This is a genomic window from Rickettsiales bacterium (assembly GCA_035765535.1).
Lineage (GTDB): Bacteria > Pseudomonadota > Alphaproteobacteria > Rickettsiales > JABCZZ01 > JABCZZ01.
This window is the reverse complement of record DASTXE010000003.1, coordinates 416,596-440,933: the sequence shown is the minus strand read 5'-3', so window position 1 is coordinate 440,933 and position 24,338 is coordinate 416,596. Positions and strand designations below refer to the sequence as shown.

The window sequence follows — 24,338 nt, the reverse complement described above, 5'->3', positions numbered from 1 at the left end:
TTATGGCCTCCCACTTCCCAGCACAGGATGCACCACCGTTACCAGTTTCAGCAGGCGATCCTGTACCTGCAGACGGGCAGCCGTGAGCGCCTCCATATTCAGATCAACATTTATATGATCATTTTTGCGGCCGAATTCGATCATTCCGCCTTCTTCTGCAAACCCCTTGTAATCGCTGACAGTTAACACTGCCTTGCCTGCAATTGTCTTTTGTACTTGCGGCCAGACCGTTTTTTCATCGGCATTCAGGAATAACAGATTACAGCCCTCCGTTTCCTGCGGGACGGTAATTTTATGCAGAACTATTTCCGCCTGATTGACGGAACGTCCGGCAATCGGCTGTAAATAACCCTCGAACGGATCTTGTCCGTAAATACATATCACCATGGAGCGTGGTGCTGCGGGCCATTGCGTGTATTTCAGAAAGTTATAGAGCAGCCCGGCTTTGATTTCCTGCTCCTGCAACTGGAGTTCCGTATCCGCGCAGACCCACGCCGGAAAACCCGCCGTTAATAACAGCACAAAAAACCATAGCTGTCTGATCAGTAACGCCATGTGATGCTGCCAAAAATACTGCGCGGAATTTCCGCGGCGCTTACATCGGTGGCCGACGAGAACTCCCGGTGGCTGGACATCAGCAGGTTCTGTCCTGTAAGACTGAATTGAAGCCCGTCCATAATCCGCCAGCTATAGCGTGCATCCAGACGCCAGTAATGCGGTATCTTATAATATGGCAGCTCAGACGTATAATACAGCGTCGTATCGAACGAAGTATTGGACGTCACATCCCACCGTGAGGTCGCGTTAAACTGACTGGTCGGGGACTGCGTATCAGCTTGCTGCGAGGAAATGGCTTTGCTGCTGGGGGGACCATGCAGATCCACCTGCAGCAGGCTATAGGATGCCGAAAGTTTCAGGTTCTTTTGTGCACGCCAATCTGTCAGAAGCTCAATACCATGCGTTTCCCCGGAAGTATCATTGGTAAACTCAAAAGGAAAAATGATGTGAGTTGGACTGCTTCCCACTGAGAAAGGCATCAACGTATTCGTTTCCAGATTACTGTAATCATTATAAAATGCCGCAATGTCAGTGGATAATTCAGGCGTAATCTGACGCCGGTATCCGATTTCATACGCCACGAGATCCTCGCTCGCAAAGTCCGGATTCGCTCTTAGTATCAGGTCAATAGGGGTGGTGGATGGCGCTCTTGGTGGAATAGTGAACTCATTAATCGTCAAATCGTGCTCAAGGCGGCTGGGAGTGCGCACCGCGCGGGAAACGGAGGCCCATGCCATCTGATTATCGTCGGGGAACCATTGCAGCCGTGCGTTCGGTTCAACCTCAACCCCTGTATAGTCGTTATGCTCTATCTTGGAACCCAGCGTCAGGAACCAGCTTTTGGGCACAAGCGTTATTTTATCCTGCAGGAATCCGCTGAAGATCGTCGTCCCTTCAAATGCGCCAGGATAACTAATAAAAGACGAGGAACTTGACAGATCGTCCGCACTGTAACGATAATCTCCGCCGATCGTTATAGCATGACGCCCTATCGGTGCCAGATCGTATTGCGCCTCCACGTCGAACGTCGTGCGTCGGTCATTAATTATCTCCTGGCTTTGCGTAAAATAATCTACATAGCTCTGAAGCATAAAGGTGGACTTATCCGCAAATGTCCGGTTCCAGCGCCCCAGAATATTGGCGCCGTCCTCATTCAGATTTTCGATCTGCGTTAACCCGTAAGGAGCGACCAACAGCGGGGTCGTTCGGTAATCGCTCGCCTCATTACGAAAAATATCACCCTGCACGGTGAAGTTATCCCGGGAACTACTGCCGTTCAGGTCGGCACGGAATCCGGCGCGGCTATCCGTCATGCCGTCATGCGCATCGGCACCGGATGGTGTTTTGTCGTCGGCAACGCTGCGGTATTTTCCATATATGCGGTAATAACCTTTCTCGCCATTCTCCCCTATGGCACCGCCAAAGCGGTCCTCCACGGTTCCCCGCTCCTTATTACCCGCGGTCACACTTGCCAGATTGCCCTGCGTATCCTTTGCTTTCTTTGTGATGATATTGATCACGCCATTAACTGCATTGGCTCCCCAGAGGCTCGCGCCCGGGCCGCGAACAACCTCTATGCGCTCAATATCCTCAAGCACCATATTCTGCGCATTCCAATGCACTCCTGAAAACAGAGGATCATACACTGTTCTGCCATCCACCAGCACGAGCAGTTTATTCGCCAGAGCGCTATTGAATCCTCTTACACTGACTGCCCAGCTATTGGCATTGATCTGTGCTACCTGCACCCCCGGAACCAGCCGCAAAGCTTCGGGAATTGAGGTAGCGCCTGAACGTATGATATCTTCATTGGTCAGCACGTATACCGCTGCCGGCGCATCCATCACTCTTTCAGGAGCTTTGGAAACTGATATAACCTTTGCATCAAACAACTCTTCGGGTGAAAGATTAAAGTCATCTATTGGGGCTTCTGCATACGCTTCGCAATGCATACCGGCCGCTGCAAGTATAACAGCCATGCATTTCCAGATACTGTCTCGTTTTCTGCGATATCCTGAACGCCGCTGCATCCACCCACCCATTGTATTGGTTGCTTCATTTTGAATGAAAGGCGGTTTCAGCATACCCCAATTAAAGAGAGTGTAAATAATTTTTTGCCTACTATCAGTTGTGCATTAATAACAATTGCTACAGATGCAATGTTCCGCTAAAGGCTAAGGAAGCAATAACTCACAATGTGTTTCATTGTGAGAAAATTATCTATGCAATATTCCGGATACATTGTAACAAATTAGTAGTTATTTATTTCTTACTAAAAGATATGCAACGTTCTGACTATTTCAGCTTCTGTATTGGCAAAAATTTTAAAATACCTGGCATAGTAAAGCTGACCTTATTGATATGCCTGCTCCTGATCACAGGCATTGACCATGATCCCTGGTGGAAGCGTGGTGAAGCCTATAGTTTCGGCGTTATTTATAATTTTTATATTACTCATACATGGATCATTCCCATGAATGCGGGCGTTCCTTTTATGGAAAAGCCTCCGCTTTACTATTGGACAGCCGTTTTATGCATGAAATTATTTGGCGGGATATTGCCTTTGCACGACGCGGCGAGGCTTGCAAGCCTGCCATATCTCATCCTGACGGGTTTTTTCATCTGGAAGACTGCAAAGACATTATTTCAGGATCATGATCATTGCGATACGTTAAGTAAGATAACAGTATATCTTCTGCTGGGCACTTACGGCTATATCCGCTTCAGCCATGTGTTGATCACCGATACCGCTCTCGTTGCCGGCACTGCGATAGCGCTTTACGGTATTGCCCTGCAATGTAAAACGCCAATGCGCTACCTCTCAGCAGGATGCTGGCTTGGCATCGGCCTTGGCATAGCTTTTATGTCCAAGGGGCTCGTCATTCCCACTATCATGGGAATATCGGGTATCATTTTGTGGCTAACGCTTACATCACTCCATAACCGCTATACCTGGCGCGCTTTGCTGATCGCCGGCATCACAATATCCCCGTTCCTGCTGATCTGGCCTTATTTAGTATATACGCATTCTCCGGAACTATTTCATGACTGGCTGTGGGATAACAATATAGGCCGCTTTTTCGGTTCATCTGTTGCACGGCTGGGGGCGGAAAACCGTCCCGGATATTTTATCTGGATGGCGCCGCTTTATGCATTTCCTGTTTTTCCGCTTGCATGCGTTCATATCGTCAGAGCCAGAAAAGAATGGCGCACACCTGAATATTTATTGCCGGTCTCCGTATCTTATATCGGGCTGCTTGTCCTTTTAATCTCCGCATCCGGCCGAGCCCCTTATCTTTTACCGCTTATGCCGGGATTTGCGCTGCTGGCTGCACAGGCTGTGATGCGCTTCTCCGATGGCTGCAGGATCATTCTGAACAAAATTTTGTTAACTGCATTCAGCGTGGCTGCTGCTACAACATGGCTGATCTGGTGGACATTGCATTATCCACGCGCTCATCGCCCTCTGGTCTGGCTGTCTTCCATGTTCAAAAAGCTCCCTCCCGATTTTATACCGCCGGCATCGCAGGGACTGGCATGTCTCGTGGCACTTCTCGCAGCATTATTCTGGATATCATGCTTAAGACTGGAAAAACATAATCCGCTGAACCTCGCCCGTATATGGTTTCTGGGCGCTCTTTTGATGTGGTGCACGATCTATACACTTCTCATGCCCTGGATTAATGAAAGCATGAGCTATTTGCCTGTCCTGAAACGCCTGGATAGTTTCATTCAAAAGTCCGGTTATTCCACCGATTGTATAGGGGACATTGAGCTAGGTGAGAATATTGCTCCCCTGATACAATATTACTATGAAAAAACGCCGTGGCCCCGGGTGACATGGGAGAATAGCAGATGCCCGCTTATTCTTGCATTCATGCCCCGGGAGGCTTCCGAAGATGCTTATCCTCAATGGAAAATGGTATGGAAAGATTCTCATCTTCCCAGCATCAAGAATATGGACTTACGACTGTATAAGAGAAATTAACCCGCTTTCTTATTCCTTCCATCCTCCACCTGCCGCAGCGTAAATATTCACGAGGTCTTTACGCAAGTTTGCATCTGAAGCGGCCTGATTTGCTTCCGCATCAAGCAGATTGCGCTGCTCCACCAGCAGATCCAGCAATCCGGTGTAACCGTTCTGATACTGTTCCTTGGCAAGTGCAGTGGCTTTGCGGTTCTGTGCAACACCCGCAGTTAAAGCAGCGTTACGCGTCGTTTCATGGATATAACCCGAAAGCGCATTTTCCATGTTTTCCAGCGCCTGCAATACGGTCTGCTGGTAATTCAGGAAAGCCTGTTTCTGCCTTGCGTCCGCAGCATCGATCTGTGACTCGATACGGCCGAAATTCAGCACGGGCTGAACGAGGCTTGCCCCCACTCCCCACGGCGTGGAGGAAAACGGAGTCGCAGATTGCGCGCCAAAAAGCGCGGTCAGGGAAATGTCAGGGAAGAGCTCCGCTACAGCGGCTCTGCGCGCTGAAATGCTTGCCGCAAACTGGCGCTCTGCCGCACGCACATCCGGCCGTTCCGCCAGCACTTTAGCAGGGGCTGAGATGACAATATGCTGGTCGAGCGGCTTCATTTCCGCTTTGGCCGTCAGCATGGCATCCTTGCTGCCGGGGGCATAGCCTAAGAGTACGTTCAGTCGGTTAAGCGACGTATCATACGCCGTCTGGAGGTTCGGTATAAGCGCTTCTGTGTCTGAAACCTGAGCCGCCGCACGCTGTACGTCAAAGTCGCTGGCCAATGCGCCTTCCTTTTGGACCTTAATCAGCTCCAGTGTCTTTTTCTGCGTGTCGAGATTTTCTCTGGCGATAGCGACCTGACGCTCGAAATTACGCATATCGAAATAGGTGCGCGCCACCTCCGCCAGCAATCCTACGCGCACAGCCTGCCTGCTTGCTTCCGCAGACTGCCATATCGCTTTTGCTTCCGCAGTGCGTGCCTGATTGCCGCCGAACAGGTCCAGCTCCCACGTCGCTGCAATATCGGCCTGAGAAATATTGACCACCTTGTTGGCGGTCGCAAATCCCTGATTACCGCGTTGCGCACTTGCTTCCGCGTTGATCTGCGGTAACAGACTGGATTGCGCCAACAATCGCCCTGCCCGCGCTTCTTCCACACGGGCGGCGGCTATCTGAAGGGTTTTATTATTCTTCAGCGCTTCCGCAATGATGCTGTCGAGCGTGGGATCATTGAAATGTTTCCACCATGTCTGGTCCACATCCGCATCGTTATTCGCCACGAGCGGCTGATTAGACGGCCCGGATGCTGTTCCCGTCAGCCTGCTCCATAACGTTGGTGTTTCGATGCCGGAGTTCTGCTGCCCTGCCGGTTCGGTGCAGGCAGAAAGCAGAATTGTGCTGGTGAGAAGCACCGCAAAGAAAGAGCGTGTTGTGTTATACATGATGATGTACCTTTTCTGTTTTGGTGATGCGCTTTTCCAAAGCACGGATCAGCACATAAAATACAGGCGTGAGAAATATGCCGAAGACCGTCACACCGAGCATGCCCGCAAATACGGCAATCCCCATCGCATGACGCATTTCTGCACCTGCACCGGAAGTGAACACCAGCGGCGTAACGCCCATGATGAACGCCATCGACGTCATCAGAATCGGGCGAAGGCGCAGGCGGGCGGCTTCAATGGCAGCATCAAGTGTCTTGCTGCCCTGAATCTCCAGCTCACGTGCGAACTCCACGATCAGAATGGCGTTTTTGCAGGCCAGACCGATCAGAACGAAGAACCCGATCTGCGTAAAGAGGTTGTTGTCACCACCGCTGATCCATACGCCTGTAATAGCAGACAGCAGGCACATCGGCACGATCAGGATGATGGCGAGCGGCAGGAAGACACTTTCATACTGCGCCGCAAGCACGAGGAACACCAACAGCACGCAGATAGGGAATACAAGCAGCGCCGTATTGCCGGAAAGAATCTGCTGGTACGTCAATTCCGTCCACTCGAAGCCCATACCTTTAGGCAGCGTCTCATTCAATATCTTGATGATCGCTTCCTGCGCCTGCCCGCTGGAATATCCGGGAGCCGGACCACCGTTGATATCGGCAGAACGGAATGCGTTATAGCGCATTGCGTTATCCGGACCGGTAGTTTCCGACACATTCACGATCGCACCGAGCGGCACCATCTTGCCATCGGCATTACGCGTCTGCAGCTTCTTGATGTCATCCGGCTTGGAACGGAACTGCTTATCCGCCTGCGCAATGACTTCATACGTACGGCCGAATTTATTGAAGTCATTGATGTAGAGCGAACCAAGATAGATCTGCATGGTGTTGAATACATCCTGCACATCCACCCCGAGCTGCATGGCCTTGGTACGGTCCAAATCGGCGAAGAGCTGCGGCGTGTTCACGTTATAGCTGGTAAAGACACGCGACAATGCCGGGTCCTGATTGGCTTTGGCAAGCACCGCTTTCACAGCCTTATCCAATGCGTCATACCCCTGGTCGGTACGGTCTTCCACCTGCATCTTGAACCCACCAATGGTGCCGAGACCATGCACAGGCGGCGGCGGGAAGATGGCGATGAACGCATCTTTTACACCCATATATTTCTGCTGCAGCTTCTGCGAAATGGCAAAACCGGACAGCTCAGGCGAAGTGCGTTCTTCAAACGGTTTCAGTTTTACGAATACAATACCTGCCGAAGGCGAGTTGATGAACCCGTTGATCGAAAGGCCGGGGAATTCCACGGCGCCTTCCACGCCCGGTTCTTTCAGCGCGATGTCAGACATCTCGCGGATTACCGCTTCCGTACGGTCAAGCGTAGCGCCGTCAGGCAACTTGGCGAAGCTCACCAGATACTGCTTATCCTGCACCGGCACGAACCCCGGAGGCACTTCATGGAACCCGACAAAGGTAAAGGACAGCAGGCCGACATAGATGGCAATGGCCAGTGTCTTACGATTCAGGATTCCTGCCACGCTGCGCCCGTATTTTTCCGAACTGCGGTGGAAGAAACGGTTGAACATCGCAAAGAAAGGCCCGAACAGATTGTCCATGAAACGAGTCAAACCGTCTTTAGGCGCATCATGTCCCTGCAGCAGCAGTGAAGACAATGCCGGTGATAGTGTCAGCGAGTTGAACGCTGAAATCACCGTTGAAAACGCGATGGTCAACGCGAACTGGCGATAGAACTGTCCCGTCAGACCTGTGATGAACGCAATCGGTACGAATACCGCGCACAGCACCAGCGCGATGGCAATAATTGGCCCGGTTACTTCGCGCATGGCTATCAGAGTGGCCTCACGCGGTGTATGTCCGTTCTGAATGTTACGCTCCACATTTTCCACGACCACAATCGCGTCATCCACTACGATACCAATAGCAAGCACGAGACCAAAGAGGGACAAGGCGTTAATCGAGAACCCGCACATATGCATGATGGCAAATGTGCCCACAATGGAGACCGGCACGGCGAGCAGCGGAATAATCGAAGCCCTCCATGTCTGCAGGAACAGAATCACCACAAGCACGACCAGTACAATCGCTTCCAGCAGTGTGTGCACTACGGCTTTAATGGAGTCGCGCACGAAGATGGTCGGATCGTAGACGATTTCATAGTCAACATCCTCAGGGAAGTTCTGCTTCAATTCCGCCATCGTCTTGCGAACGCTATTGGAAATATCCAGCGCGTTAGAACCCGGAGCCTGGAAGACCGGAATAGCAACGGCAGGCTTATTATCCAGCAGCGAACGTAAGCCGTATTCGGCAGCATCGATCTCGATGCGTGCCACATCCTTAAGGTAAGTGACGACGCCGTTCTCACGTTTGATGATGATCTTATTGAACTGCTCCACATCGGTCAGGCGTCCCTGCGCGTTGACGGGCAACTGCAGCTCAATGCCTTTATCGTAAGGAGGACCACCGATCACACCTGCAGCCACCTGCACGTTCTGGCGGCGGATTGCAGCAACCACTTCCTCCGCTGTCATACCGCGTTCTGCAATTCTCTGCGGATTGAGCCAGATACGCATAGCATAATCACCCGAACCGAACAGACCGACATTGCCGACACCCGGAATCTTGGCCAGCTGATCTTTCACGTTCAGTACCGCATAATTGCGCAGGTAGAGCATGTCATACCGCTCATGGGGTGATTTCAAATGCACCACCATCGTCAGGTCAGGCGAGCTCTTAACCGTCGTCACACCAATCTGGCGCGTCACTTCCGGCAAGCGGGAAAGCGCCTGATTCACGCGGTTCTGCACGAGCTGGGTCGCAAGATCCGGGTCCGTGCCGAGCTTGAAGGTCACCGTTAAAGTCAGCGTACCGTCGCTTGCGGCCTGCGAGAACATATACAGCATGTTTTCCACGCCGTTGATCTGCTCTTCGATAGGCGTTGCCACCGTTTCAGCGATTACCGTGGGGTTAGCCCCCGGAAACTGCGCTTTCACTACCACTGAAGGAGGAACAACTTCCGGATATTCCGAAATCGGCAATTGGAAGACCGAGATCAGCCCCGCCAGAAAAATGATAATAGAAATCACTCCGGCAAAAATCGGCCGGTCGATGAAGAACTTGGATATGTTCATAATACTGTTTCCTGAAACGGAGCTTGTGAAAGACTAGTTAGCGGCAACCTTATCAGCGGCGTTCTTGTGAGCGACTGCCTCCTTCGGCTGCACGACCGCATCCGGCCTTACATGCTGGAGACCGTCAACAATCACCTTATCGCCGGGATTGAGCCCACTCAGAACAATACGCTGGCTTTCATCTGCCTGCTCGCCAAGGCTGACCTCACGATATGCCACCTTGTTGTCATTGCCGACCACATAAACGAACCGCTTGTTCTGGTCGTTGCCAATGGCACGGTTGGGGACAAGCAGTACATTCTCAGCCATATTGCTGGCAAGCTTCACAGAGACCATCATTCCCGGCACGAGGCTGCCGTCTTCATTGGCAAATTTAGCGCGTGCCCTGATCGTGCCCGAGCCTGTATCGATATGATTGTCAAAGCTGTAGACGGTCCCTTTATAAAGATGTTTTTCGTCCCCCTGCACTGCCAGTTCCACCGGAATGGATTGTTCCTCATTCTGCGTAGCGGCATGCGAACGGATGCTTCTCATATAGGTTTGTTCGTCCACCTCAAAATCCGCATAGATGCCGTCATTAGAAACGATCGACGTCAGAAGCGGCGCATTCGAGCCAGACTGCACGAGATTGCCTACTGTGATTTCCGCGCGGCTGACACGGCCTGAAATCGGCGCCTTCACATAGGCATGATCCAGATCCACTTTTGCCTGCTTCAGCGCAGCTTCTGCTGCTTTTACATCGGCTTGCGCAACGCGGTTGTCGTTCGCGCGTTCGTCATAGACGCGCTTGGCAATAGCCTGTGATTTAATCATATGGGTGGCGCGGTCCAGCTCGGTTCTGGCAAAGGCTGCCTTGGTGGTCGCCGCCGCAAGGTTTGCTTCCGCCTTGGCGACTGCCGCTTCGTAAGGCTGCGGCTCGATCACCATCAATACGTCACCGGCTTTCACCACCTGGCCGTCATTGAAGCGCAGGCTGGCAATACGTCCGCTGACTTCCGGACGAATCTCAGCGTAGTCCACTGCTCTCATCCTGCCCGAAAAGGCAGACCAGATGCGGATATTCTGCGGATTGACGGTCTGCACATCCACCGGAACCGCCTGACTTGCCGCAGCTGCAGGAGGGGTAGACTTGGACAGGCCATGGATGGCAAATCCCGCTGTCGGCAGGATGATAATGGCAACACCTGCCAGTAACAGCGCTTTATTTCGTATATAGAGTGAAAATTGAGTCATGGCATTTCTCCTGTGTCTTTTTAGGATTTGACCGGTCGGTTTAGTAAGGGTTTCAAAAAAAAGCCGTGCATACGACTTCCCTACCGTTAGATCCTTATATTAAATAAATTCTTTGTTACTTCTGCTGGTGTTGAGGGTTGATAATTTTCAGTAGTCCTGGTTTTAAGTCACGCTTTAATAGTTCAAGATCATTCTGAATCCGGGCAAATGTGAGCTGCCCAATCAGATAGGTTACTATTTCCTGCCCTTTTGCCTTCACATCCGTATTGGCAGGCAGCAACCCATCTGCGATCAGATCACGAACCCCACTTTCATAATAGCGCTCGAAGCGCTTGGTGAGCTCGGTCATTTTCTCGCGTATACCCTTTCCTTCTTCCTGGCCCGCCATCTCCGAACTCAGAGAAGCGTGGGGGCAGCCACATACCTGACCATGCTTGGTGGCCGCTGCTTCCTGCATATTATAAATAAAATCTGCGAGCTGTTCGAACCGCTGCAGCGCAGGCGTTTGCGGTGAAAAAATACTATCATAAGCCATCTTCTTGCTCTGATAGAATTCTTCCATTGCAGCGATCGCCAGATCCACCTTGGAAGGAAAGAAATGGTAAAAACTGCCTTTTTTTACATTAGAAGCCTTACAGATATCGTCGACACTGACCGAGCCATAACTGCTCTTCCAGATCAGCTCCGAAGCCGTGTCGATTAATACCTGCTTGGTATCTTTCGTGTTTGTTGTTGCAGCCTTGATCATACAAAGCCTCCTTATTTACTCACTATAAGGAGATTTGACCGATCAGTCAACAGTGATTTGCTGGAATCCGCCATCTCTCTGGAAACAAATAAAAAACCCAGCATATTTCAACCGGATGCTTCGCCTACAGCAACAGGATCAGAGCTTTCCGTATCCATTTCGCTGGTCGCTCTGGACTTCTCAAGGGTTGCCACATCGACAGGCTTCTTTGTCTTCGTATTCGTTTCGCTGTTCTTAATATCCTTATTCGTTTCGATTGTGTCAGTCATATATCCTCCTCAAAAGAAAGAAGGCTGTCATTATTCATCTAAAATTTCTATGTGATATTAATTCACTTTCTCGCGTTAGTGCATTGGAGTATATTAGTACTTCTTACGCTTTATACATGCACTATCATCCCATTCATGGAATATTGATATGTCCTCATCCTTTACCGGTTCTGTCGCCCTCAATATCAGCGGTGGAACATTATCGATCACCAACAGTTCGGATCTGGGGCCTACGCAAAGCCCTTATTATTTCTTTCATGGTTTCGCCGGGAACCAGATTGCGGGAGATCCGGTTTTTTACGATATGTCCGGCGCCATGGATAATGCCGTATTTGGCACCCAGCTTATTTCCAGCGTGGCGTGGGGAAACAACGGGTATATTTCGACGCAGCAGCCTGCATCGGCTTCTTTCACAGGAACGATCTCCGGCACAACGCTCACGGTCGTTTCCGGATTGACCGGCACTATTACCATCGGACAGACTGTCACCGGCACAGGCGTCACCGCGGGAACCTATATCGTATCCGGCAGCGGTTCCACATGGACGGTCAATCTGAGCCAGACGGTTGCCTCCACTACCATCAGCACCAGCGGCACCAACGCATCGCTGCGTATGCCGGCGCTTAATCTGGATTATCTGGGAGGTGAAAAACTTATTCTCTGGTGGCTCGGCAGAATCGCGACACCGGCTGCAACGCTCCAGATTATGGGAGACGGTGCCAGTGCAACCTATCACGGCCTCAATGTCAGGGCCACCACTGCCGGCAAGTGGCAGCTCAATCTGGTTGATGGCACCAACAGTATTTTCAGCGGCACCTCTGTCGGCGTTCCTTTTGACGGCGGACTGCATAGTTTCGGTTTTGTAATCGACGGTACGGCAAAACAATACGGCGCATGGACCGATGAGCTATACGATACCAACCTGGGCGGAAACTATGCAGCATTAGGAGGCGGCACAGCAGTGGATACGCGTACGACTAATACTTTTAACATAGGCACGGCATTTCCGGCGGTAGCCAATAGCACAAGCGGCACGATCGTGCAGACAAGAGCCCTGGCCATTCTGAGGCTCCCTTCTGCGACTGCGACACCGTCTATCGCCACAGTCACGGCATTATTCCAGCAGCTACGCGCCAATCCCGGCCAACTTGTAACCAACTCGGCTTTTTAATATGACACAGATTATTAATTATCCGCTATCCTCGACCTTTGCAGGCGTGAATAAACTGCAGGCTAACGGTATTATTGACACAGGCAATAATCTTCCTAACGGCATCCCGGGAGCGCTGGTGATATCCAACAGCGCCATGCTGGCTACCATCAACCAGAGCATGACACCGACGGCTACCGGTATCCGGTCGGAAATTACAATGCCTGCCTGTACACCAACCGGAGAATACTGGTTCTATTGGGAGTTCATGCTGCCTACAGGGTTTGCGCCTCTGCTCGACCCTATTATTCTAATGCAGATCCATACTCCGGATGCCGATCCGGTCAATCCGATCCCGTTTGCCTTTCAGTATCAGCAGCCCGGATACCTGGCCATTTCTGTTCCTTCCCAGACGTTACCCGCAAGCGGTTCAAGCACTACGATCGTAGGGAGCATCAATCCGCAATATAACCACTGGTACCAGGCCTGCTTCCATGTCAACTGGCAGCCCAACAGCAATGGTTTTCGCGAATTCTTTATCGACGGTCAGCCTTTGTTTCGCCAATATAATGTCGCCACCACTTATAACGATCTCGGCAATGGCGGTAATTACTTCAAGGTGGGCTGTTATGACGGCACCCATAACGCACGCTTCGGTTCCTGTCAGATGTATGTCAGAAATGCCAATTGCTGGACAGGCAATGACGGTTACCAACAGGTTATGGGCCGCCTGCCGCTGCCACGCACATTGTTGACGGCCTTATAATAGCGATTACCGATATCGGTGAACACCAGGCTGGGTAGACATAACGGCTAATTCCAGTTCTCTGTCTATGACATTGAGATCCTGCCGCAGCTCAAGTGTGCGCATTCTCTCGAGGAATGTTCTGGGGCTCATAGGCGGCTTTATCCTGAAATCACGGACATGAAGCACTTCGCTATGCATTTCGACACCTTCTTCCCGAACACGTATTCTCTGAACAGATTTATTCCCGGTATCGATTTTCACATCCCTCAGCGACTCCAGCTCGTCACGTATAATATGAGCAATACGATTGGCAGGCGCTTTGTCATCCCCATCCGGTGACACCACAACGCCTATACTGACAATTTTCCCTGTTGTGCGTGATATGGTCACTCTCTGTATCCCGGTTTCACTGTCCGGAGCATAGAAATGCTTTACGATATCAGGTAATGGCAGTTTTTTATCAGCGGAGTTGCGAAAACGTCTCGTATATGAAGTTGCTCGCTTTATCATAGGCTCGATTCCGTCATTCGCCATATTCTCACGGAGAGCCGCTATACCGTCATAATTCTCTTTTTTCTGAAGTTCCTTTAGCTCCTGGAGTTTTCCATATAAATCCTGAAAGAGATATAAAGGTGCCTTGCGATGCATTCTGTCCGCAGCCGAGGTGGCGACGTCATACCCTTTCAGCGCAAGCCGAATTGCCTTTCTGGTCTCCCTCCACGCAGCTTCGTGCGAGATATCCGCCGCCGTGCCGCTGCCGGGCATTGGAAGATGCATGATGTCATCCAGGACGCTGGCCGCCTGATCCACTATTTTTATAGGTTTGACGAGCGGGCTCATGCGAGAGGCCTGATCGACCTGATAACTCCGTTTGCCTTCAAAGCGAATTGCACCAAGGCTCATTTGATATACGCCCTGGCATATTTTAAGGGACAACGCCTCCGCCTTATCTACGCCAAGTTCGGCTATATCCGCATCTATATCGCTATCCTGCAATGGTCTGCCGCCGTTTTTGCGCTCGCCAAGACTCGTAATCACCGCATCGTCCCGGATCGTGCACGGGACCTCAAGTTCTTCGCACAGCTGCCGATGGAGTTCTTTCACGGATTCCAGCTTATCCTCTACCGTATCATGCAGCAGGGCAATGGCTTTCTGTTCGCTACTGCAACCAAACTTATCCAGAATATCATATATAAGCAGCACATGATCCAGATACGGCCTCTGGCTATTGCGGCGTTCCTGCCCTTCATGTGCGCGTTCTGCTACCGTGAGGGCGGCTTTCAGCAGTGGATCATCCGGAATAGCGACCGGATAATCATGGCCATACAGATTATAGAGCATATTGATGGAGAAATTGCCTGATGCGTGCAGCTAATCTACCTGCACACACATGAAAATCCACTCCTAATTACCCTAACTTGCGTGAATCATACGCCGCAGGTCATGCACGATCTTTTCATCTGTATCTTCCGGGGTTGCCAGCAGCCGCGCCTTTCCTGCCGCATTAAAAATATACACAGCGCTGCTATGCGGCAGATCGCCGCTATCCCGGCTGCCGGGTTTATGCGTAGCATGCAGACGCAGGGCAAGCTGCTTGATTTCGCTCTCGCTGCCTGTCAATCCCGTAATATTGGATGAATGAAAACGTGCCAGGTAGTTATGCAGCACAGGGGAAGTATCATTTGCAGGATTGATGCTGACAAACAGCACCTGTACGTAGTTCGCATCATTTCCCAATTGCGAAAGCACATGGTTAAGCCGTTCGAGCGTCAACGAGCATTGCTGCGGGCAGCCTGTGAATCCGAAATACAGCAGCAGAATATTACCGCGATAGTTTCCTTCATTCACATGTTTTCCGGTATCATCGATAAGCGAGAAATGCAGATCCGATACGCGGCCCTTTACATTCCTCAATTCCCACTTATTTCCCGAGAAGGTAAACAGCAGGATACTTGCTGTCACGAGCGCAATTATTCCACCGGCAATCCAATGTATCTTGGGCATACTTCCCTCGCTGGATCACCTTATTGTGCCTTGTTTGTATCGGGCAGCGCATAGGCGATGACATAATCACCCGATAATGTCTGCAGCCCCCCATGTCCGCCTGCAGCAATCACAATATACTGCCGCCCGTCGCTACCTTTATAGGTCATAGGCGTTGCGTTCCCCCCTGCGGGCAGGTGATCCCGCCAGAGCATTTTTCCGGTTCCCTCATCGAAGGCGCGGAAATCGTCATCGGCAGTGGCTGAGATAAAGACAAGGCCGCTTGCGGTAATTATATTACCTCCCATATTGAATATTCCGGTCGGCAATGCGGGACCAAAGTGCGTGCGGAACAGGCCGCTGCCATAGGTGGTTCCGAGCAGGCGCTGCCATACGACTTTACGCTTGTCCAGATCGATGGCCGTAAGTTTACCCCAGGGCGGTGCAATACAGGGCACGCCGAGATAGTTCAGCCAGGGTTCGATCTCAATCGCATAAGGGGTGCCATATTGCGGATTGTAAGATACGTTAAGCAGCTTCGGCACAGGATGGCCCCAGCCCTGCCACGGCAGAACCTTGCCTTCTTTGAGTGCCTCCTCCTGCGTCATGTAGTGCATGACCATTGGCAAGTAGCTGGAGTTGGAAATCAACAGCTTGCGCGCAGGATCGATCGAAGCGCCGAACCAGTCCGTCACCCCGAAGAATGCGGGATAAGCCAGGTATTTTCCTACAGTGGGCGGCGTGAACTGTCCGTCATACCGGCGCTCACGAAAATCGATACGGCACAGAAGCTGGTCGATAGGTGTCGCACCCCATGTGCCTTTTTCCGTCACGTCCGCAGGAGCGAGAGATGGAAATCCGACAGGATAAGGCTGGGTCGGCGACAGATATTCTCCCGACGCAGGCTTTTGCGGCACGGGTCTTTCCTCAATCTGTGTCAGAGGCTTTCCGTTACGGCGGTCGAGCAGGAAAAACTCCCCGCGCTTTGTCGTCTGCACCAGCGCGGGGATAGTACCTGCAGGAGTATTCAAGTCCACGAGCGAAGGGCCGATGGGCAGATCAAAGTCCCACAGATCGTGATGCACGGTCTGGAAATGCCAGCGCTCCTTCCCCGTTGCGATGTTCAGCGCTACGACAGCGCTGGAATATTTGTCGTCAAACGGACGGCGCTTGCCACCGAAATAATCCGGGGTGGCGTTACCCATGGGCAAATACACCAGACCAAGCGCAGCATCGGCGGTCAATGTTCCCCATGCGTTTGGCGTGCCGCGGGTAAAATGCTCACCCGGTTTCAGCGGCGCTGTCGGGTCTGCGCGCCCCAGATCCCACGACCAAACCAGCGCGCCCGTTGTTGAATCATAAGCCCGCACCACGCCTGAGGGTTCACCCTCTGCCTCGTTATCATATATCCACCCGCCCACGATAACGCGGTTATCCACCACCATCGGCTGCGAACTGATGAAATGAAAGCCCGGAGGCACTTCTCCCATATGCTCGGTCAGGCTTACATACCCCTTATTGCCAAAGCCCTGACATAACTCCCCTGTATCCGCATTCAGCGCCACCAAGCTGGCGCTTCCCGTGCCGGAAATAATGCGGCGCGGACATTCAGCGCTTGCCATGTTTTCGGAGTAAGCAACTCCGCGGCATGTCACAAATATGGAGTGCGAGGTTTCACTGTGAGGATCGAATTCCCAATTCTTCTTGCCCGTAGTGGCATTGAGAGAAATGATATGGCGATGGGGCGTGCAGAAATAGAGATTATCATGCACTTTGATCGGCGTTGCTTCGAAACTGAATTCTTTTCCCTTTTCGATATCCTTCTGCGTTGGCAGATCGCCCGTGCGGAATTGCCATGCAACCTTTAACTTCGAAACATTCTCAGGCGTGATTTGTGCCAGAGGTGAAAAACGATCACCATCAGCCGTGCGGCCGTAATAAAGCCATTCATCGTCAGCCACGGGGGGAACCGGCTGCGCTGTAGCGGTTTGCTGCCCCATTGTACCGGGGCGTTGGTATTCCGGTGCAGAAACACGGTATCCCAAAATTATCACAGAAGCTGCCAATACGAAGCAAGCCGTTGTTCCTGCCCAAATATAGCATTTCCTGCGTTGTGCATTTCCCTGAATTCCCTGCATCCTGCCCGCAACCCAGGGCAGGTAAAGCCATATGCCAATGATGGCAGGCGCAAAGACGCGCGGCAGGAGCTTCCAGCCGTCCAGTCCCACTTCCCATATCGCCCAGATCACCGTGCCAAGCAGAATAAGTGCATAGAGCCAGAGGCCCTCTTTCTTGCGCGCAGTTACGAGCAGGCCGGAAAGAATCAGCAACGCACCGGTAATGGCGTAATACCAGCTACCGCCGAGCATCACCAGTTTTGCACCCAGCACGAGCAGCGTAAGCCCGATCAAGGCGACCACCAAACCAGTAATACCCGGTACGGAAATAATATTGCGCCGTGAAAATAAAAATTTATTCTGGGTGTCCATAATAGATTCTTTATTTGTTTGTTAAATAATTTGGGCTCAAATATTCAAGTAACCTCCCTAAGACTTCAGTAACGAAATGTCCTGCTTGCGTAAAAAAACAATAAGGCGGATGTCCGGCATTGTTCTATGTACCATGGCGCAACTGACTCCCTGCCTGGGGCGGGCTGATGTCACTAAGATCACTATCAATCCGCTGCCTAAACCTGTCACGGTGAATGAAGCGCGGCAGGAAGAGGAGCAAGTGCTGAACGCGCCCGGAGGCACTTCCTTCACGGACGATAAGGCCTGGAGCAACCAGCGCGCCACCACGATCAAGGATATTACGGATTACATTCCGGGCATCATCGACCAGCCGCATGACGGTGCGGAGTCTTTCCGCCTTTCCATGCGCGGCTCGGGGTTGGCCAATACTTTTCAAGGACGCGGGCTGCTGATCATGCAGGACGGCATTCCCATCAATATGGCGGACGGAGAGTTCGAGTTTCCCGTCATCGACCCATGGCTTATCCAATATGCCGCCGTTTATCCCGGGGCGGATGCGCTTAAATACGGCTCCAGCACACTTGGCGGCGCTATCAATTTCATTACGCCTACAGGCGCCACGGAAAATGGCTATTATGCACGGGCGGAAGGCGGAAGCTTCGGTACCCTGCACGGCCAGCTTGCTGCAGGGAAGACATGGAATGGCGGCGATATATTTGCTTCTGCGACAGGTTTTTTCCAGCAGGGCTTCCGTGACCAGAACGAACAGCGGACACAACGACAGAATATGAATCTGGGCTGGCAGGTCAGCGACCATTTTGCCAATCGCATTTATGCAAGCCACACGACCGCCGACGCGGATATTCCCGGAGCCATTTCGCTTGCCATGAGCGCACGCAATCCCGAGCAGGCCAATCCTCGCAATCTCTCCGGCAACTACCAGCGCAACCTGGATATTACCCGGCTTGCGGATCAGAGCGTATGGGACAAAGGCAATGATCATGTGGAGACGACGCTGTATTATACCTACCGTACGCTCGTCAATCCAGTGACGACCTTTGAGTTCCAGCAGAATAACGATACCGGCATGCGCATGGAATATACGCATCAGTCGGGCCTCAACCAGTGGCTTATGGGATTCAATCACTATTACGGCAATGCAGGCGAAACACGTTACCAGAATAATGCCGCCGTTGCAGGCTCGCGCATTCTAAACCGCTCGCTCTATGCCTACACTGCCGAAGGGTATGCGCAATACCAGCAGCATGTGGCAGGCGCGCTCTATGCGATCGGTGGCATGCAGACTTCTTATGCCATGCGCGACATCCATCAGGGCTTTCCCTCTATCGCTTCACAGAATGAAAGCTATCGGGGTTTCAGCCCTCGCATCGGACTACGTTATGACATGGCGGACGGTACACAGCTCTTTACCAATTTGAGCCGTAGTTTCGAGCCGCCCACCTGGAGCGAGCTTTCGGGCGGCAATGTGCCGGGTTTCAGTTACCTGCGCGCCCAGCGCGCCACAACCGCGGAAGTGGGCGGCAGAGGAACGCAAGGCAAGCTGCACTGGCAGGCAGCTTATTACCATAGCTGGCTTACCAATGAGTTCGTGCAATATCGTTTCGCGGACGGCGACACCGCCACCATCAATGCGCCGCGCACCCGCAAGGACGGCATCGAACTGGGGCTGGACGGGGATATAAAACAGAATATCTGGATGAAGAACGATGCGCTTGTGCTGCGTACCGCCTACACTTTCAGCCGCTTTACACTCAATCATGATCCCCTATACGGCAATAACACCGTTCCCGGCGTACCGGAACATTATTTGCGCGCCGAGATGCTGTACCGCCTTGCTTCCGGCATCAGTTTCGGCCCTAATGTCGAATGGTCGCCGACCGCATCGCCGATCGATCTTGCCAATACGCTTTATGCGGACGGTTATGCTATTTATGGCGCTCGTGCTTTCTGGGAAAGCCCGGATCAGAATTACGGTATCTATCTTGAAGGCCGCAATCTCGCGAATACAAACTATATTGCTACCTATAATGTTATTCCGGACGCTTCCGGACATGACGGCAATTACTTCTATCCCGGTGAAGGCCGTGCGGTCTATCTCGGGCTGAAGTGGAAGTTATAGAAACCGTTTAAGACGCAAAAAAAGCGGCTCCTGTTCGGAGCCGCTTTCTTGAATATAACCGCCAGCGTTAGCGCGTAGCGGGCTGCTGCAGGTTATGCATGTCTTTGCGTATATCGTCCTTCTGGCGGGCGGCATCCTGACGCTGCCTGTCGATATCCGCTTCCTGGTGCAGGATATCCTGACGGTTCCTGTAGAGATCGCGTTTTTGCTTGTCGATCTGCTGGTCCAGTCTAGCTGCTTCCGCCTTGTCGCCTTTCTTCAGAGCGGCCGCACGTTCTTTCATCTCCTCGTTATAACGGATCTGATCGCGGTTATAATTGGCTTTTTCGTCTTTGATGGCCTGTCCTTCCTGATTGATCGCTTTCATATCGTTCCTGATTGCCTGTCGGTCGGCATTCATATCATTGCCCGCATCCTGCGCTATTGCCGGCGCTACAGAAGATACGGTTGCCAGCAAAGCCAGCACGGAAAGTAATTTCTTCATAGTAAGCCCTTTCTTTTTTTAATGGCATTGCACTATGCCACTATTTTCCATCAGGAAGTTATAGGCGGGGCGATCCTATTTAATAATGATTCCATTAGCAGGACTTAGTAGCAATTCACAATGGGGCCGTTGGAGAAACAGGTCATGGGTTGCCTTGGAGCCGTCATCATCTGTTGCTGCTGATAAGCATTTACCTGATTTGCCCGAAACTCGATCCACTTCCTTCTGGCCTCTTCCTGCGTCATTTCACCGCTTTTAACCGATGCCACGAGGCTATCCGTATAGGCTACGAATGCATTGTCGTTCGACGTGCAATTCTGATGCTCCGTGCACCATGCATTGCGCTTAGTTTCCCCGCAATTGGCTATGGCGGAGAAAGAGGAGAGTTGCTGTGCGCACTGGTCGTAGAAGGTCCAGGGCGGAACATAATTGTTTGCCATGCAGCCTGCCAGCAGGAGAATGGATGGAAGAAACAACAAAAAACGTTTCATGACAGCCTCCTTTTTCCGTTATTCTAGCATGGATTGCTATTCATATCAAATCAGCGGCCACCGCAATTTTATAAGGATGTTCTTATTTTACTTCCTGCGGCAAGCGCATTATGTTTAGCCCTTATTCATTAACAGGAGAATAGGATGCATATTTTCAAACAGGCGGCTTTTGCCTTTATCTCTCTGGCCTGCATAGGAGCAGCCGATTCGACTTTTGCAGACTCCACCCGCGATATCGGGGCGATCAGCACCGAATTCAAACTTCTAGGGCCGAATCACAAAATCGTTGTTTCCGCCTTTACCGATCCGAAAGTCAAGGGGGTAACCTGTTATATCGCCCGCCCAAGGACCGGTGGGATTAAAGGCGGGTTAGGACTCGCAGAAGATCCTTCTATCGCCAGCGTTTCGTGCGTGCAGACCGGGGCCATTACCTATAGCGACAGTATCGAACCCGGTGAAAAAGGCGAAGAAGTGTTCGATGAAAGCCGTTCGTTTATTTTCAAGACATTGAAAATAAATCGGCTCTATGACCAGGAAAACGGCTCTCTTATTTACGTAGCCCGCACCACGAAGATCATTAACGGCTCGCCTATGACCGCCATCTCCGTCGTCGCTCCTGCAAGCTGGAACGGCACGCCTGCCCAGAAGCCTGCTTTGAAATAAGCAGCGCTGTCTTGTATTTATAGAATTTTTGTATATTAATTATTAATATAATTGCTCATAGGATATTGATTATGAAAATGCTTTTAGAATGCCTGCGTAACGAAAATGGTGCAACTGCTATCGAATACGGCTTGATCGCAGCGCTTATTTCCATCGCAGCTATTGTTGCCATTCGCGCTGTTGGCGGCAACCTTACGAACACATTCAATAAAGTTTCCGCTAACCTGAGCCGCTAGTTATTCTCTACCGCAAGGGAGGCACACCCATGCGCTACGGGATTTATTTCTGTTTTGACCCGGAAACAGAGAAACGGCTGCAAAGCCTGCGTGAGCGGTTAGCATCGGATATTCCCGGTCTGCCAAGCATTACCGGTAAGATGCGGCCTCATCTTACCTTGCTCGTGTTCAATGGTTCAGATTTATCAGAAATCCAGCAGCTCTTTGCGGCTTACGCAGAAAGTGTAAGCCGTTTCGCCATCACCCTTCAACAGATTAATGTCTTTCAAGGCCGTAATCATGTTGTCTATGCGGAGCCTTCTCCTTCGCAGATGCTGCAGCAGCAGTTTATTTCCTGCCAGCAACATTTTCCACACTACGTATTCCCATCCACATACAGTGATGCCGCACACTGGCATCCGCATGTGACACTGGCGAAAGGCATGGATCTGCAGTCGTTTCAGATGGCCCTGACACTCGCGAAGCAACTCTGGCACCCGTTGGAAGCGTTAATAAGCAACATTGGACTTATCAATCTTCAGAAGCCGCTGGATGTGCTGGCGGAGCGCCAGTTAACTGGCTGCACTTAAGCCATTTCCACTAACATATTTAATAATCACAATAATATTATTGTGATACAAAATCACTTTATTTACACAACCAACGCTTGCTTTTTTATTAATTGCATTTATGTATTACTTACACTTTTAACAATTACATTTATGATATTTTTATGAAAAAACTCGCCGTTCTGCCTTTATTGCTTATCACTGCCGCATGCTCCACCATCATTGAGGGAAAATCACAGCAATTAACCATTAATACCAATCCTGCAGGTGCTAAGTGCACCTTGAACCGGAAAGATACCGTTATAGGAAGCGTTGATTCCACACCGGGCAGTGTCAATATCGAAAAAACCAAGAACGATATTAAAGTCATCTGCAATAAAGAAGGTTATCAGGAGACCACCTACCTCAATCATTCTGGCATTGCAGGCGCCACATTTGGCAATATTGCATTAGGCGGGCTCATTGGATGGGGCGTTGATTCTGCAACCGGCGCAGACAACAAATATGACTCGCCGATGAATATCACCCTCGCACCGGAAGAGAAACACGCAGCGCGTGCGGATCGCGCAGCTTCTGCTAAGAATTAAGCTATAGAGCTCTACTGCAACTTGAGTCAGCTGAAGGCGTAATCTATTTACAGTCCTTCAGACTGATCTCAAGCGTGGTAAGTTTATTACCGGCAGCGTTTTTATAATTATAATCAAGCGTTGTGCCCAGTCGCCGGAAGTCCGGCATGGCATCGCAAGCTTTCGTCAGCATCTCTGCCTTACGCATATCCTGATTGTTCTGTATCAGCTTTTCCCCTTCCGGGCTCAGCAGCGTATAATTATAGGTGAAGCGGTTGTCCGGTCCGGCTGAGACGCTATCCAGCCTTGTTACAATATCTATCTGCCGGGGCAAATCGGGCATTATCTTATCAGCGGCCTTCTGCAATAATGGATCCGGACCCGCCTGCCCGTAACGCACGGCGGCGAAAGCTATCGCAAAGCCTACAAACCACGCTATATTCTTAAGATTTCGTTGCATACTTGTCCCTTATTGGATGTAAGGAATCATTTTACAGACACGCATATCAGGAGACAAGTTGGTTTGCTTGCGGATCAGCGGCAACAACACGGTTATCGGCAATATCTATTCCCGCCACTTGATTGAGCAGCCGATACTGGAATTCTGTGTGGTGGGACCATGGCCGGTTTGTGCAACCTGCTCCATCGCTTCGAATAACTCCCGGCGATTGCCCGCCGTGCGCTGCATGCCGGAAGAATCCAGCCTGCCGCGATATTGCAGCGTGAGGTTCGCATCAAAACCGAAAAAATCCGGCGTGCATACAGCATCATATTCCTTCGCAACCGCCTGCGTTTCGTCGATCACATAAGGAAATTCAAAGCCGTGCTGCTTTTGGAACTTAGCCATATTCTCGAAAGAGTCTTCCGGATAATTTTCTGTATCGTTGGACATGATGGCGATGCTGCCCACGCCCAGTTGCGCTAACGCCTTACAGTCCTGAGCAATCTTATCCGCCACAGCCTGCACGAACGGGCAGTGATTGCAGATAAACATAACCACGAGCCCTTTAGGCCCTTTTGCGTCTTCCAACGTGTAAAATTTTCCGTCCGTCCCTTTCAGGCGGAAGTTCGGCGCGGGCCAGCCGGTAATGACTTTAGGGGTGGTGAGTGCGGGCATAAGGCCTCCTTTTCGTTTGTAAGAGATGCTATTCCTAGGTCATCCGGATAGGAATTTGAAGCAGAAATACTGAACCATCAAATCTTTGACTATGGTTATTCATACAATGTTAACTGGTGCCTCTCAAACAAGGACACAAGTAACAGAAAATTAACATTTATATCATATAGTGGAGATTGTCCCATAGAAAACCGTATTTTACGGGGAATGCATGAAGACTGAAGATATCGTTCGTCTGACAGAACAATTAAGGAGCGCTAATCCTCCTAAGGATCTTAGCTTTACCGTAACACCTTTTGGTGGAAACGAACCGATTGTACGTACTGGAGAGAGGGCTGCAGCTTTCGCGGAACTTGTACAAGAAATTGTTAA

General features: G+C 51.1%; 22 protein-coding genes. 8 read left to right on the top strand and 14 right to left on the bottom strand.

Features of this window, described 5'->3' with window-relative positions:
• Positions 1–555, bottom strand: coding sequence for a YfiR family protein (locus VFT64_05060; GenBank protein ID HEU5047197.1), 555 nt, complete (start codon positions 553–555; stop codon positions 1–3).
• Positions 543–2,537: a TonB-dependent receptor gene (locus VFT64_05055; protein ID HEU5047196.1), complete on the bottom strand. Its 1,995-nt coding sequence runs from the start codon at positions 2,535–2,537 to the stop codon at positions 543–545. The genes VFT64_05060 and VFT64_05055 overlap by 13 nt, the downstream gene beginning before the upstream one ends.
• Positions 2,538–2,839: 302 nt before the next feature.
• Between VFT64_05055 and VFT64_05050 the strand changes: the two genes are divergently transcribed.
• Positions 2,840–4,546, top strand: a complete 1,707-nt coding sequence (locus VFT64_05050) for a hypothetical protein (protein HEU5047195.1) — start codon at positions 2,840–2,842, stop codon at positions 4,544–4,546.
• Positions 4,547–4,555: 9 nt separating this feature from the next.
• Here the strand turns inward: VFT64_05050 and VFT64_05045 are convergent, their stop codons facing one another.
• The 5 genes from VFT64_05045 to VFT64_05025 form a co-directional block, all read right to left on the bottom strand.
• Positions 4,556–5,968 carry a TolC family protein gene (locus VFT64_05045; GenBank protein HEU5047194.1) on the bottom strand — a complete coding sequence of 471 codons (1,413 nt, stop codon included), beginning with the start codon at positions 5,966–5,968 and terminating at the stop codon, positions 4,556–4,558.
• Entirely contained in the window at positions 5,961–9,119 is a 3,159-nt protein-coding gene (locus VFT64_05040; protein ID HEU5047193.1) for a multidrug efflux RND transporter permease subunit, read from the bottom strand. The genes VFT64_05045 and VFT64_05040 overlap by 8 nt, the downstream gene beginning before the upstream one ends.
• Before the next feature lie 33 nt (positions 9,120–9,152).
• Positions 9,153–10,352, bottom strand: coding sequence for an efflux RND transporter periplasmic adaptor subunit (locus tag VFT64_05035; GenBank protein ID HEU5047192.1), 1,200 nt, complete (start codon positions 10,350–10,352; stop codon positions 9,153–9,155).
• A gap of 115 nt (positions 10,353–10,467) precedes the next feature.
• The gene (locus tag VFT64_05030) at positions 10,468–11,100 is read right to left on the bottom strand and encodes a TetR/AcrR family transcriptional regulator (protein HEU5047191.1); all 633 of its coding nucleotides are present in this window, start codon (positions 11,098–11,100) and stop codon (positions 10,468–10,470) included.
• Positions 11,101–11,207: 107 nt separating this feature from the next.
• Positions 11,208–11,369 carry a hypothetical protein gene (locus tag VFT64_05025; protein ID HEU5047190.1) on the bottom strand — a complete coding sequence of 54 codons (162 nt, stop codon included), beginning with the start codon at positions 11,367–11,369 and terminating at the stop codon, positions 11,208–11,210.
• Between the two features lie 148 nt (positions 11,370–11,517).
• Here VFT64_05025 and VFT64_05020 point away from each other — a divergent pair, with 148 nt between their 5' ends.
• Together VFT64_05020 and VFT64_05015 are read left to right on the top strand one after the other, a co-directional pair.
• Complete coding sequence (locus tag VFT64_05020; GenBank protein HEU5047189.1) at positions 11,518–12,540, top strand: hypothetical protein; 1,023 nt, start codon at positions 11,518–11,520, stop codon at positions 12,538–12,540.
• 1 nt (position 12,541) lies between these two features.
• Positions 12,542–13,285, top strand: a complete 744-nt coding sequence (locus VFT64_05015; protein ID HEU5047188.1) for a heparin lyase I family protein — start codon at positions 12,542–12,544, stop codon at positions 13,283–13,285.
• Between the two features lie 6 nt (positions 13,286–13,291).
• Here the strand turns inward: VFT64_05015 and VFT64_05010 are convergent, their stop codons facing one another.
• From VFT64_05010 to VFT64_05000, 3 genes are all read right to left on the bottom strand, one after another.
• Complete coding sequence (locus tag VFT64_05010) at positions 13,292–14,608, bottom strand: HD domain-containing protein (GenBank protein HEU5047187.1); 1,317 nt, start codon at positions 14,606–14,608, stop codon at positions 13,292–13,294.
• 72 nt (positions 14,609–14,680) lie between these two features.
• Positions 14,681–15,271, bottom strand: coding sequence for an SCO family protein (locus VFT64_05005; GenBank protein ID HEU5047186.1), 591 nt, complete (start codon positions 15,269–15,271; stop codon positions 14,681–14,683).
• A 20-nt stretch (positions 15,272–15,291) separates the two neighbouring features.
• Positions 15,292–17,739: a membrane-bound PQQ-dependent dehydrogenase, glucose/quinate/shikimate family gene (locus VFT64_05000; GenBank protein HEU5047185.1), complete on the bottom strand. Its 2,448-nt coding sequence runs from the start codon at positions 17,737–17,739 to the stop codon at positions 15,292–15,294.
• A gap of 109 nt (positions 17,740–17,848) precedes the next feature.
• On the opposite strand from VFT64_05000, the gene VFT64_04995 reads away from it, so the two are divergent.
• Complete coding sequence (locus VFT64_04995) at positions 17,849–19,861, top strand: TonB-dependent receptor (protein ID HEU5047184.1); 2,013 nt, start codon at positions 17,849–17,851, stop codon at positions 19,859–19,861.
• Between the two features lie 67 nt (positions 19,862–19,928).
• On the opposite strand, the gene VFT64_04990 is transcribed toward VFT64_04995, so the two are convergent.
• Both VFT64_04990 and VFT64_04985 read right to left on the bottom strand, forming a co-directional pair.
• A complete protein-coding gene (locus tag VFT64_04990) occupies positions 19,929–20,345 on the bottom strand; it encodes a hypothetical protein (GenBank protein ID HEU5047183.1) in 417 nt (138 codons plus the stop codon).
• A 104-nt stretch (positions 20,346–20,449) separates the two neighbouring features.
• A complete protein-coding gene (locus tag VFT64_04985) occupies positions 20,450–20,836 on the bottom strand; it encodes a hypothetical protein (protein ID HEU5047182.1) in 387 nt (128 codons plus the stop codon).
• Between the two features lie 144 nt (positions 20,837–20,980).
• Between VFT64_04985 and VFT64_04980 the strand changes: the two genes are divergently transcribed.
• The 4 genes from VFT64_04980 (at position 20,981) to VFT64_04965 (ending at position 22,870) form a co-directional block, all read left to right on the top strand.
• Positions 20,981–21,499 carry a CreA family protein gene (locus VFT64_04980; GenBank protein ID HEU5047181.1) on the top strand — a complete coding sequence of 173 codons (519 nt, stop codon included), beginning with the start codon at positions 20,981–20,983 and terminating at the stop codon, positions 21,497–21,499.
• Positions 21,500–21,570: 71 nt separating this feature from the next.
• On the top strand, positions 21,571–21,735 hold the full coding sequence (locus VFT64_04975; GenBank protein ID HEU5047180.1) for a Flp family type IVb pilin: 165 nt from the start codon (positions 21,571–21,573) through the stop codon (positions 21,733–21,735).
• Positions 21,736–21,764: 29 nt separating this feature from the next.
• Complete coding sequence (locus VFT64_04970; GenBank protein HEU5047179.1) at positions 21,765–22,304, top strand: 2'-5' RNA ligase family protein; 540 nt, start codon at positions 21,765–21,767, stop codon at positions 22,302–22,304.
• Between the two features lie 143 nt (positions 22,305–22,447).
• Entirely contained in the window at positions 22,448–22,870 is a 423-nt protein-coding gene (locus VFT64_04965) for a PEGA domain-containing protein (GenBank protein HEU5047178.1), read from the top strand.
• A gap of 43 nt (positions 22,871–22,913) precedes the next feature.
• Here VFT64_04965 and VFT64_04960 read toward each other — a convergent pair whose 3' ends face one another.
• Both VFT64_04960 and VFT64_04955 read right to left on the bottom strand, forming a co-directional pair.
• Positions 22,914–23,309, bottom strand: a complete 396-nt coding sequence (locus tag VFT64_04960) for a hypothetical protein (protein ID HEU5047177.1) — start codon at positions 23,307–23,309, stop codon at positions 22,914–22,916.
• A 105-nt stretch (positions 23,310–23,414) separates the two neighbouring features.
• Positions 23,415–23,966 (bottom strand): thioredoxin family protein, encoded by a 552-nt coding sequence (locus VFT64_04955; GenBank protein ID HEU5047176.1) that lies wholly within the window; start codon positions 23,964–23,966, stop codon positions 23,415–23,417.
• Between the last annotated feature and the right edge of the window lie 372 nt (positions 23,967–24,338).